Here is a 12272-nt window from a genome sequence, read left to right as displayed (position 1 = left end):
TGGTCAATTACCTAATTTTCAGGGAAAAAGTTCAGGGATTTTACCCCCGATCACTCCAATGGTTGGCACTTTTTGAGGGAAAAAAAGTCTAAAAGGTTTACCCAACAAGGTTTTTAGATTTATTCAGCAAACCCTAAGTAGGGGGAGAGCCTTCGAGAGCCCCCGCAGCTAAGGGACTTGCGCTTTGATAATATGCCATCTGGCTGGTCTGATTCTTCTACAGAGCGATTTTCTAGCTGGGATATTATTCCCACGCAAGTCCCTTGGCCTGATTATTGGCACTTTCATTGACAGCAAGAGCATCAACGGCATCATCAGGCTTTGTAAGCTAAGACGCATTTAACCCGCTTATTCTTAGCTTAGCAGCGGCTGAGTCTGGGTACTGGCAGTGCGGGACGGTGCTATGGCGATTTCAATACCCTATTCAGAAATCTTTGTCAAGTACAATTTATACTAAATTAGAGCAGCTTACCCTGATGATAATAGAGGGAGAAATAAAATATAGCGTTTTTCAGTCTGCTGAGGTACAAAAGTTATGGGTTTTAGGCAAAAGGCAAAAGGCAAAGGGGAAGAAAAACAAGTGTACCTCACTAGCTTAGGAAACGCTATAAATATAAATGTAGTGGACTGTTTCAGCTAAAATAGGGCAATAGATTTCGGCTTAAAGTCTTAGATTATAGAATTTATAGCATTTTTCTAATACACCAAATTAGCTGAAACAATCCAGTGGGGTGTGTTAGCGGAGTGTAACGCACCCAAAAGCATCCCAAAGAACTGACAAAAATTTGATCCCCCTAAATCCCCCTTAAAAAATTTGATCCCCCTAAATCCCACTTTTTAAGGGGGACTTAAATTTGATCAAAAGAAGGACTTAAATTTGATACAGTCCTTCTCATAATAGATTCTGTTTTGAATAATATGATAAACTCCCAATCGAACTTTAAAACCCATCTCCCCACTTCCCCCATACCTATTACCTAGGATTATTAGTATTCTATAATACCAATTCTTAGGAGACTATAAAGAAAATCCCAAGATTAGGCGAGTCCCTTGCCGAAAAACACTATAGTAGAATAAAATGCGTAATTTTTTCGACAAAATTGTTATGATAGTTACCAATAGACAAGAGCTAGAAGCACTGATTCAACAGGTAAAAAAAGCTCAACAACAATTTGCCAACTATAGCCAAGAACAAGTAGATCTTATCTTCAAAAAAGCGGCATTAGCAGCCAACAACGCTCGCATTCCCCTAGCTAAAATGGCCGTACAAGAGACAGGGATGGGAGTAATAGAGGATAAAGTGATTAAAAACCATTTTGCCTCAGAAATCATCTACAACAAATATAAACACAGCAAAACCTGCGGCATTATCGAAGAAGATAAATCCTTTGGATTGCAAAAAATCGCCGAACCCGTGGGCATTTTAGCGGGGATCGTACCCACCACAAATCCTACCTCTACAGCCATTTTTAAAGCCCTAATTGCCCTGAAAACCCGCAACGGCATCATTTTTTCTCCCCATCCGCGAGCCAAAGACTGCACCATCGCGGCGGCTAAAATTGTCTTGGAAGCGGCCGTGAAAGCGGGCGCACCGGCTGGTATTATTGGTTGGATCGATCAGCCATCGGTGGAACTTTCCCAAGCATTAATGCAACATCCCTGCATTAATTTAATCCTCGCTACCGGCGGTCCCGGTATGGTAAAAGCGGCCTATTCTTCGGGAAGACCTTCCCTAGGAGTCGGTGCCGGCAATACCCCCGCTTTAATTGACGAAACTGCTCACATAAAAATGGCCGTTTCCTCGATTATTCTCAGTAAAACCTTCGATAACGGCATGATTTGCGCCTCCGAACAATCGGTAATCGTTGTCGATAGCATCTATGAAGAAGTTCGACAAGAATTTATTGATCGCGGGGCCTATCTTCTTTCCCCCGAAGAAAGGGAAAAAGTCGTCGGGATTCTCCTCAAAGATGGTCATATCAACCCCGATATCGTCGGACAACCGGTAGAAAAATTAGCCACCATGGCCGGAATTTCCGTTCCCGAAGATACCCGCTTACTAATCGGAGAAGTAGAAAATATTGGCTTAGAGGAACCATTTTCCTACGAAAAACTCTCGCCAATTTTAGCCATGTACCGAGCCAAAGACTTTGAAGATGGGGTAAAAAAAGCCGAAAAACTGGTCTTATTTGCCGGTCGAGGTCATACGGCCGTGCTTTATACTGCACCCTCTAATCGGGAACATATTAAGCGCTTTGAAGACAACGTACAAACAGCCCGGGTATTAATTAATACCCCTTCCTCCCAAGGTGCGATCGGTGATATCTATAACTTCCGTCTCGATCCTAGTTTAACCCTCGGTTGTGGCACTTGGGGCGGTAATTCCATCAGCGAAAACGTCGAACCTACCCACCTATTAAATATTAAAACCGTAGCCGAGCGCCGGGAAAATATGCTTTGGTTCCGAGTACCCCCAAAAGTATATTTTAAATACGGGGCATTACCCGTCGCTATTCGGGAATTAGCCGGCAAAAAACGGGCTTTTATTGTCACCGATAAACCTCTTTTTGACCTAGGAGTTACCGCAGCTTTAGAGGAGGTTTTAGAAGAAATCGGCATCACGGTTAATATCTTTTATGATGTGGAACCCGATCCTTCCCTAGAAACCGTCGAACGGGGGTTAAATGTCATTAATACCTTCAATCCCGATGTAATTATCGCTATCGGTGGTGGTTCCCCCATGGATGCCGCTAAAATCATGTGGCTACTCTACGAGCATCCAGAGATAGAATTCGAGAGCTTGGCCATGCGTTTTATGGATATCCGCAAACGAGTCTATGAATTGCCCCCTTTAGGCGAAAAAGCTCTGATGGTTTGTATTCCCACCACTTCGGGAACAGGATCAGAAGTGACTCCCTTCGCCGTCGTGACCGATCGCCGTAATAATATTAAGTATCCTTTGGCAGATTATGCCCTAACTCCCAGCATGGCCATCGTCGATCCAGAATTAGTGCTGAATATGCCGAAAAAATTGACAGCCTACGGCGGAATTGACGCTTTAACTCACGCTCTTGAGGCCTACGTCTCGGTTTTAGCCTCAGAATATACCAATGCTCTTGCTCAAGATGCCATCCGACTGCTGTTTAAATACTTGCCCAGTTCCTATCATAACGGAGCCAAAGACCCGAAAGCGCGGGAAAAAGTCCATTACGCGGCGACAATGGCAGGAATGGCCTTTGCTAATGGCTTTTTAGGCATCTGTCACTCCATGGCTCACCAATTGGGGGCAATTTTCCATATTCCCCACGGTCTCGCCAATGCTTTGATGATTTCCCACGTCATCCTCTATAATGCCACCGATGCCCCCTTTAAACAGGCGACTTTCTCTCAGTACAAATATCCTAACGTGAAGTGGCGCTATGCCAGGATCGCTCATTCCCTGGGATTAGGAGGAGAAAGCGAGACCGAAAGTGTGGAAAGATTGGTATTAGCGATCGAATGTTTAAAACGGGAAATCGGTATTCCGGCCAGTATCAAAGAGGTAATTCCCGAAAGTGAAGCCGAATTTATGGCCAAATTAGACCATTTAGCTGAACAAGCTTTCGATGATCAGTGTACCGGAGCCAATCCCCGTTATCCCCTGATTGAGGACTTAAAAACCCTGTTAATCCAAGCTTATCACGGCAATTTGCCCCTAGAGGTGGCGGTAAATGGTTACGGTGAGGTCAGTCTTGCCGATTTGAAGTTAGATCCGCAACCCTTGAGCTTGTAGAGATAGATTTTGCCTTTGATCCCCCCTACCCCCTAGTAGGGTTGATTCATGAATCAACCCTACACCCCACACCCCACACCCCACACCCCACACCCTGCCCCCACGAAAAACTTTTTCAGCAAACCCTACTTAGCCACTACTTAAAAATTATCTTTTTTCCCCCGTAGCCGTGCAAACACCTGTACTGGTTCGTTGCTATCCATGGTCATTGCCAAAGCGGGACTATCCCAACGCAAAAAAGGATTAGTCAGCTTTTCCGTCCCCAAAATTGCCGGAATCGTGGGAATATCTTCAGCGCGATTTTTCTCCACTTCCCGATAACGCTGTTGCAGAGCAGCATTATTAGGGTCAACTGTCAAGGCAAACTTTAAATTATTTAACGTATATTCATGAGCGCACCAAACCCGAGTCTGGTCGGGCAGCGATCGCAATTTAGTTAAAGAAGCCACCATTTGGCCCGGTGTTCCCTCAAATAAACGACCACAACCCCCAGAAAACAGGGTATCACCACAGAATAACTCACCGTAATCTCCGGGGTTAACCGGGGGAAAATAATAGGCAATATGAGCGCGAGTGTGGCCGGGGACAAAGAAAACCTCGGCCCAGCGACCGGCAAATTCCACCCGATCCCCCTCCTCTAAAAACAGCTGCTGGCCCGGAATGCGACCGCGATCCTCCTTTCCCCCATAAACACAAAGATGGGGATAACGATTAATTAAAGCCTGATTAGCCCCCACATGGTCGCCGTGGTGATGGGTATTGAAAATAGCGACTAAATCCACCTGTAAAGCCTCTAATCGCCTGAAAACGGGTTCAGGTTCCGCCGGATCCACCACGGCCGCGATTTTTTGCGCCGGATCGTAGAGGAGGAAAATATAATTATCGGAAAGGGCGTTAAGACGTTCGATCTCCATGGTAGAATTTTGGGCTAAGGTTTAACTCGATCATATAGTGCTAACCTAACTCCCCGCAGGACAGGAATCGGCGAAAATTACGCAGGGAATCCCCACATGATTAATGGGAACAATATAGGTTTCTGTGGGGGGAAATAAAGCGACAACGTGGGGAACAGGACGGGGAGTATAATGCACTTGCGACTGACCTTGATAAGCGAGGGAGGTGCTTGCTCCCGAGTCTAACATCACTGCGTCCCGAAAACCTGCCTGTACTAATAATTCTCCCAAAGCCATGGAATCGATCGGATCTCTGGAAACCCCGATTACTGGCTGTCCTGCCTGATTAATCCCCCAAAAAGCCCGGTGACGCAGGGCATCAAAACCGTAAAGTGTACCAAAGGATTCTCGCGATTGTGGTTGTCCATCTTTGACTAACCAAGCGGCCGCGACAAAAGCATCCGTAACCTTGAGATCATTTCTAGCCTCCGCTGCAATTCCTTCTAGGGTATTATGACGGGCAGGATCGAAGGGAAGATAACGCACCCATTCATCGGTAATGATTACTAAAGGACGACCCTCTAACTTGTCGATTTCTCCCTCATATCCTGGTATAAAGCCGCCATTTTCGCTTAAAACCGGCCCGATCATCTGATTTGAGTCCAATTCCTTGAGAGAGAAAAAACCGCCATCTACAGCCGCGATCGCTTCTGTACCGGCGATAATTTCCTCCACTTGATAACGACTATCAGCGTGGATGGTTTTGGGAATACCGCCACTAATCAGAACAAGTGTATTAGTTGGGAATTCTACTTCCCGTTTTTGGATGGTGGTGGCAAAGTTAAAACCGCCATCGGTACGGGGTAAGGGATCACCTCCCCAAGCTTGCGGGACAATTTCTCGCGTGCGCGATTGTCCAAAGCGTCCAATCGTGAGTAAATCGGGGGATTGTCCAGCAAAATGCTCATCGAGGTCATTCATCGATAAAGCCGCCCGATAACCCGCTTTTTTGACGAATTCCTTCACTCGATCGTCCGCCTTACCTTCCGGATAGGTGAAATAATTAACGGGAATGCCCAATTCTTTTTCTAAGATTTGTTTCGATTGCTTGACTTCTTGCTCCAAATCTGCATCGGATAATAACCTTAAATCCCGGGGATGACTGACACTATGGGAGACAATTTGTACTAGAGGATCGGCGGCCATTTCCTGGAGTTGTTGCCAAGTGACACTGGTTCGGCCGGTTTTTTGAGTCATTTTATTGATATAAATCGAGAAAACGGCGGGATAGTTATATTTTCTCAATAAAGGATAGACATACTGGTAATGTCCCCCATAACCATCATCAAAAGTTAATAAAACCGGTTTAGCGGGAAGGGGGATACCTGTCCGCAGATGGGAAATTAACCAATCGATACTGATCGGAGTTGCCCCGATTTCCTGCAAAAACTGAAAATGTGCCTCTAATTCGGCGGGAGTAACGTCAAAAAATACCTCTTTTTCCGGTAAAATGTCGTGATACATTAAAATCGGCACTTTTGTCTCTTGAGCGCGGGGATGAATTTCCGGCCAGGGTGCTAATTCGATCGCTGTTGCCGAGTTATTTTGCCAATTATCGAGACTAATATCGTTTTTTTGGAGAGATAGGGGTAGAATCACTCGATCAGAGATGTTTTTATAGGTTTTACAGTCAAAAATTCTCGATATATCCTTAAAGGAACTATTTTCTAGGACATAATCCGCGCATTCCGGTTGAAACTCCCTAAAAGGTGCGGGAAGATAATCACCCCCCACCAGAGCATTAGAACGAGGATAGAAAGAAATTGCCCAAATAATCAGACAAGTGACGATAAATGCCAAAAATCCGTATAGGGGAAGGAAAGAAAAGGAAGATTTTTGCCGAGCTTGCCAACGCATAAGATCAAGTAATAAAGTAAAAAGTAAAAAGTAAAAAAGCAGATAGTCCTTGATTTACCGAAAAAACTGCTTTTTATCTAGATTTTTGGCTTTTGTTTTCTCGTCAGCAAAGCCCACCGATTACAAGCTGAGTTTCCCTATAATCCGTTCCCTTGTCAAGTTTTCTAGAACACCCTCATCAGTTATCAGTTATCAGTTATCAGTTATCAGTTATCAGTTATCAGTGAGCAGTTATCAGTTGTCAATAGACTACCTTTATTGATTCTCCCCATTTCCCCATCACCCCACACCCTACACCCCACACCCCCGCTATGTTCAGGGGGATTAAGCTGGTAAAGCGTGACACAAAACTGCTAGAGTTACCAAAGACGAGTATATAAACTTTACAGATATTGTATGAGAGTTTTGGTTATTGGCGGAGACGGCTATTGTGGTTGGGCAACGGCACTCCATCTATCAAATAGAGGTTACGAAGTAGGCATACTTGATAGTTTAGTTCGTCGCTATTGGGACTTACAATTAGGCTGCGATACCTTAACACCGATCGCACCCATATCTCATCGGATTCAACGCTGGCAAGATCTGACGGGAAAATCGATCGATCTTTTTGTCGGGGATATTAATAACTACGACTTTCTGATTCAATCCCTGCGACAGTTTCAACCAGACACCATTGTTCACTTCGGAGAACAGAGATCTGCACCCTTCTCCATGATCGATCGCGAACACGCGGTTTTAACCCAAGTTAACAACGTGGTTGGCAATTTAAACATCCTCTACGCGATGAAAGAGGAATTTCCCGAAGCGCACCTAGTGAAACTGGGGACCATGGGTGAGTATGGCACACCGAATATAGATATTGAAGAAGGCTACATCACGATCGAACATAACGGTCGTAAGGATACTTTACCCTATCCCAAACAGCCCGGTAGTATGTACCATCTCAGCAAAGTCCACGATAGCCATAATATCCATTTTGCCTGTCGGATGTGGGGTTTAAAAGCCACAGATCTCAATCAAGGGGTGGTTTATGGAGTCCTCACCGAAGAAACGGGAATGGATGAGATGTTAATTAACCGTCTTGATTACGATGGGGTTTTTGGTACTGCTTTAAACCGTTTTTGTATTCAAGCGGCGATCGGTCATCCCCTGACAGTGTACGGTAAAGGTGGTCAAACGCGAGGATTTTTAGATATCCGCGATACCGTGCGTTGTTTGGAATTAGCGATCGCTAATCCTGCTCAATCCGGGGAATTTCGCGTTTTTAACCAATTTACCGAACTGTTTAGCGTCGGTGACTTGGCACTGATGGTGAAAAAAGCTGGTTCTGCATTAGGGTTAAATGTGGAGATTAACAATCTTGACAACCCGCGCATCGAGTTAGAGGAACATTATTTTAACGCTAAAAACACAAAATTACTCGATCTAGGCCTACAACCTCACTATCTCTCCGATTCTCTCCTCGATTCCCTCTTGAACTTCGCCACCAAGTATAAAAATCGGGTAGATATGAATCATATCCTACCAAAAGTCACTTGGAAACGATAATTTATTAGTAAATGATAAGTTGAGGATGGGTTACTTGCCCATCCTTTCCGTTTTTCTAATGTATCGCCATCAAACTCGATCTTAATCCGAACTGATAGGAATTATTGTCGTCCACGATTGCGGGAATTAGCGCGACGTTCTTGCATTAACTGGGAAAATTCCTTTCTTTGAGCGGGAGTTAACACTTGGCGAATTTCTAAAAAACTTTCAAATTGCAGGTTACTCATTTCTTGGCGATTGCGAGAGATTTGCTGATGTTTAGCACGGATATCTCGATCGGAGGCATTATTCGATAATAAACTATTTAATTCTTGTTCGTTGCTTCTCAGGGTTTCTCGCAACTGTTTGGTTTTTTCCTGATATTTCTGACGAATAGCGGCAACTTTCGACTTTTGCTCATCGGTAAGGTTTAATTGTTCAATTAGTCCTTCTCTAGAATTATTCATCCCACGGGGACGATTTTCAGGACGCTGGGGAGAGCTAGTTTGAGCAATAAATAGACCATCTTGGGGATAGGATAGCACAGTGGCACTTGGGGCCAAGTTAGCGGCCAGAGTTAAAACCATGGTTGTGCCGAGAATCGAGACGGTAGAAAAGTACATAATTGACCTTGACAAAGAAATTAAGGATTATAGGTAGAATAGGTGAGTTGAGGCTCGTTTAAGCTCATCCAAGGGGAACTATAAACGCTGGAAGCAGCAATCGGTGGAGCGATGCTATGGTTCCAACTTTCCACTAAAAAAGCTTCTAACTGCTCGTCGGAAATTTGGCTCAGTTGTGGATGAGGATCGGACCAACGATAGGAAGCAAAAATCAGCACAGATAAGGCAGTAATACCAGTTATCCACCCCAATAAAGGGGGCAATTTTGGGAAATTTACTGGCTTTTCTTCCCTAATCATTTGCATTAACTGTTCTTCTTCATCTATCGGTCGAGGTGGCAGCGATGGACGATAGCGACGCAGAAAATTAACCACTTTGTCATCTTCTGGGGACATTAGAGAACTCCTTGTTTTTGCAAAAATTGACCCATGGTTTTACGCGCATAATGAAGACGTGATTTCACGGTACCGAGGGGAATTTCTAAGATTTGAGCGATTTCCTTTTGGGGTAAGTCCTCTAGATCGTGAAGGACAAGGACAGCGCGATGTTCTAAACTGAGAATTTCCAACCCTTGTCGGACCACTTCCTCATAATGCAGTTGCATCAAATCGGGACTATCTTGGGGACGGGATTCGCTATCAAGGGAGTTTTCCTCATCAGTGCTTTTGGCGATCCTCATTTGTCTTTTGGCTAATTGTCGCCGACCATCGATCGCCACATTCCAAGTGATCCGATAAACCCAAGTGGAAAAGTATTCAGGTGAACGCAATTTCGGCAACCCGTGCCACACTCTTAAAAAGACCTCTTGGACAAAATCCTCTAGGAATTCCCGTCCACAGAGTTGATAGAGAGTAGAGCGGATTTTTGGTTGATAAAGACGGTAAAGGTGACGAAAAGCACCCCGATCACCCCTTTGACATTTTAAAATTAACTCTCGATCGCTCACACTTTTTTGCTTCTCGGTTATCACCTCGATCATTCCCCTCACCCCTAGCTACTTGTCCCTTTAGACTAGGGGGTGTCAAGAATGGTTCATAACCAGTTATCAGTTATCAGTGATCAGTTATCAGTGATCAGTTATCAGCTTTTTTCTCCCCACACCCCATCACCCCACACCCCACACCCCATCTCCCCATCACCGAAGGAGTAATTGTTGATAGAAATCCAATTGTTTTTGAGCGAGGGCTTTATTAGTATAATTGGTCATTACTCTCTGATAACCCCTCTGGCCTAATTCTTGAGCGAAGCTGGGATTATCTAAGAGAGTTTGTATAGATTTAGCCAGTGCTTCCCCATCTTTTTCGGGAAAAATTAACCCCGTATCAGCAATAACAAAGGGAATTTCTCCTGAATCAGAACCAATAACAGGAACCTGACAGGCCATAGCTTCAATTAAAACATGACCGAATTGTTCTTTCCAACCGACGGCCGTTAAAGTTTTGACCTGATAGGTGATTTCTGAAGGCAAAACTAAAGTGTTCATCAGGTTAATATAATTAACTACTTGATCGTGGGGAACACTTTCCACTATCATCAAGCGATCGCTTATTCCTGCGGCTGTAGCTTCGCTGACTATTTTATCTTTCAAGATGCCCCGACCTAACAGTAATAATTTCCAGTTACCTGTTAATTTAGTTACAGCTTTAATCAGCGTTAGAATGCCTTTTTCTTCCACAAAACGACCGACAAAACCAATCACAAATTCATCGCTTTCAATGCCTAAAGATCGGGCTAAATCGGGTTGCTCGCTGGGGGAAAAAAGAACTTCATCCACGCCTAATTGTGGTAAAACGGTGTATTTACCCCTGTAACCCCGTTCTTTTAAAACATCTACTCCGTCCTGATTACCAGCGATTAAACCATCGGTATTTTTCAGGTTATAAGCTTCTAACCAAGAGATGGGAAATTTAGGAGTATAGGGAAGATTCCACCAAGTAAAAAATACATTTTTAGCTCGTAGATTTAAGAAACGGTTCAGAGTAATAAATTGTGCATAACCGAGAGATTTAGAACCCTGTTCTACCTGAATAATATCGGGTCTAAATTTTTGCAATAAAGGAATTATATCAGTGCCAAAAGTTAATAAAGATTGGTTATTCTGGCTAAAATTAGAGATAGGAATGACTCGGAAATTATCGGCTATTTTCGGTTGACTTTCAATGATTTTATTTTGGACTCCTCCCGGTTGCCAACGTTGGGGAACAACAATAGTAACCTCAATATTGGGATTTAATCTTGTCAGGGAGCGCAGTTTCTCACAGTTGAGATCAACGACATAGGTATGACTAGCGACTAAAATTCTCATAGATTATCTAGTTTTGTATAAATTTGGCCATCATTCCAGAGGGACTTAACTTGAGTTTTCAGAGCATCCAGAAAACCTAAACCATAAAAAATTCCCCTAGAAAGGATTTTAATCGGGGAACCACCCTTATTACAGGGAGGATTGCCAAGAACGTGACAGTCAAATAATTTAGCATAGAGTCGCAATTGTTGCCTGGGAGTGAGATTTTTCAGAGCCATCAGAAAGTGATTATGATAAAAAGTCGTCTGATAACTCAGAGAACGAGTGCTAATATCATGACAGCCGCCGGTTTCTTCCCCTAAATGAACCAGATAAGCGGTGGGATCGTACCAGACATGATAGGGAGTCTGGCGTAACCTTAAGCAAAAATCCGATTCCTCGCGCACGGCACTGCCACGAAAGCGTTCATCGAACCAAATGCCGTATTTAGTAAATATATCCCTTCTAAAAGACATATTACAGCCCCGGGCCGAGATTACCTGCTGGGGTTTAGTGGTGTGGACAAGATCGATGTAATACCAAGCAATGCCGGGATCCATGGCTTGGGGGGGTAAAAAGTCGATTTCGTAGGGTTTGCTGGTATCTGTCACCATTTTTTGGGAGTCACCCAATTTCATGCGATCGAATACTCGACCGGCCACTACACCTATCTCAGGATTCTTGACAAAATTCTCACTATGTGCTTTGAGATAATTATCCGGTAGCCGCACATCATCATCGATAAAAAGAACGATATCGCCCTGGGTCCGACGGACTCCATAATTTCTGGCACCGGGTAAACTCGCCCAATCTAGCCGATACCAGCTAATTTTGTGCTGATTAGCCAGATTTTCTAGATAGGATTGTATTTCAAGGCTATGGGTAGCGGTTTGGTCGATAACTAACACCTCAAAATTGGGGTAATCTTGTTTGAGTAGGTCATCGACAGTATCTTTAAGGGGTTCTTCACGTCGATAGGTGGGTATGATGACAGAAATCGAGGGAAAATTCATAGCAGTAATCAGTGATCAGTAAACAGTAATCAGTAAAAAGACAGTAGAAAACTTCTATTTAATGGTTCTTCGGTTTGTCTTATGCAATGGACGGGGGTTATAAGGTATGTAACCCTTATATAGAAAGGCATTTAGCGATTTTTGTTAATTTTTTTTTGATCTAGAGCGAACTAATCAATTAAGTCTCTTGCCAGATAAGGATTTAGTCGATTTATGCCCCCCGATCAAACCAGACCAAGTAAT

Annotated in this window: 9 protein-coding genes; 2 read left to right on the top strand and 7 right to left on the bottom strand. The window is 43.8% G+C overall.

Going from position 1 to position 12272, the window contains the following annotated elements; all coding sequences use genetic code 11:
- Positions 1-1105 precede the first annotated feature (1105 nt).
- Positions 1106-3772, top strand: coding sequence for a bifunctional acetaldehyde-CoA/alcohol dehydrogenase (gene adhE / locus IM496_RS01130; protein ID WP_287660992.1), 2667 nt, complete (start codon positions 1106-1108; stop codon positions 3770-3772).
- Between the two features lie 140 nt (positions 3773-3912).
- Here adhE and gloB read toward each other — a convergent pair whose 3' ends face one another.
- Positions 3913-4686 (bottom strand): hydroxyacylglutathione hydrolase, encoded by a 774-nt coding sequence (gene gloB, locus IM496_RS01125; RefSeq protein WP_287660991.1) that lies wholly within the window; start codon positions 4684-4686, stop codon positions 3913-3915.
- A 45-nt stretch (positions 4687-4731) separates the two neighbouring features.
- The gene (locus IM496_RS01120; protein ID WP_287660990.1) at positions 4732-6582 is read right to left on the bottom strand and encodes a polysaccharide deacetylase family protein; all 1851 of its coding nucleotides are present in this window, start codon (positions 6580-6582) and stop codon (positions 4732-4734) included.
- Between the two features lie 396 nt (positions 6583-6978).
- On the opposite strand from IM496_RS01120, the gene IM496_RS01115 reads away from it, so the two are divergent.
- Entirely contained in the window at positions 6979-8130 is a 1152-nt protein-coding gene (locus tag IM496_RS01115; RefSeq protein WP_002747854.1) for an NAD-dependent epimerase/dehydratase family protein, read from the top strand.
- A gap of 101 nt (positions 8131-8231) precedes the next feature.
- Here the strand turns inward: IM496_RS01115 and IM496_RS01110 are convergent, their stop codons facing one another.
- The 5 genes from IM496_RS01110 to hpsN all read right to left on the bottom strand — a co-directional run bounded on the left by IM496_RS01110 (position 8232) and on the right by hpsN (position 12029).
- Positions 8232-8732, bottom strand: a complete 501-nt coding sequence (locus tag IM496_RS01110; RefSeq protein WP_194017138.1) for a Spy/CpxP family protein refolding chaperone — start codon at positions 8730-8732, stop codon at positions 8232-8234.
- A gap of 20 nt (positions 8733-8752) precedes the next feature.
- The gene (locus IM496_RS01105; protein ID WP_104398215.1) at positions 8753-9127 is read right to left on the bottom strand and encodes a hypothetical protein; all 375 of its coding nucleotides are present in this window, start codon (positions 9125-9127) and stop codon (positions 8753-8755) included.
- Complete coding sequence (locus IM496_RS01100; RefSeq protein ID WP_104398216.1) at positions 9127-9711, bottom strand: sigma-70 family RNA polymerase sigma factor; 585 nt, start codon at positions 9709-9711, stop codon at positions 9127-9129. The genes IM496_RS01105 and IM496_RS01100 overlap by 1 nt, the downstream gene beginning before the upstream one ends.
- 156 nt (positions 9712-9867) lie before the next feature.
- The gene (gene hpsO, locus IM496_RS01095) at positions 9868-11037 is read right to left on the bottom strand and encodes a hormogonium polysaccharide biosynthesis glycosyltransferase HpsO (RefSeq protein WP_194017136.1); all 1170 of its coding nucleotides are present in this window, start codon (positions 11035-11037) and stop codon (positions 9868-9870) included.
- Positions 11034-12029 (bottom strand): hormogonium polysaccharide biosynthesis glycosyltransferase HpsN, encoded by a 996-nt coding sequence (hpsN, locus tag IM496_RS01090; protein WP_194017134.1) that lies wholly within the window; start codon positions 12027-12029, stop codon positions 11034-11036. Before hpsN ends, hpsO begins: the two co-directional genes overlap by 4 nt.
- Positions 12030-12272 lie beyond the last annotated feature (243 nt).

Source organism: Microcystis sp. M049S2 (assembly GCF_020245625.1).
Classification (GTDB): Bacteria; Cyanobacteriota; Cyanobacteriia; order Cyanobacteriales; family Microcystaceae; genus Microcystis; species Microcystis ichthyoblabe_A.
Note: the sequence above shows the minus strand (reverse complement) of the source record. Positions and strands in the feature narration are given on the sequence as shown.